Here is a 249-nt window from a genome sequence, read left to right on the forward strand (position 1 = left end):
GCCAAATAATATCAGCCCAAGCCTGTCGCCTTGGCGCTGCTCTATAAAGTAACTGAGTACGGCTTTTACCATAGTAAGGCGGTCAACATATTGGCCATTGTAGGGCATGTCTTGTTCGGTCATCGAGCCTGATAAGTCAACTGCTAAGATTATATCGCGCCCTTCATTTGGTAATTTGGTTATTACTTGTTACTGCCGCTGCCACTCCAACATGGTTAGATGACCCAATCTCATTACCAAATGAAGGGC

At 45.4% G+C, this 249-nt stretch carries 1 pseudogene; it reads right to left on the bottom strand.

The annotated features are described in order from the left end of the window. A pseudogene (locus tag V6260_RS18600) lies at window positions 1–174 on the bottom strand (VWA domain-containing protein); the annotation flags it as partial. Between the last annotated feature and the right edge of the window lie 75 nt (window positions 175–249).

The organism is Pseudoalteromonas aliena, from assembly GCF_038155085.1.
Classification (GTDB): Bacteria; Pseudomonadota; Gammaproteobacteria; order Enterobacterales; family Alteromonadaceae; genus Pseudoalteromonas; species Pseudoalteromonas aliena_A.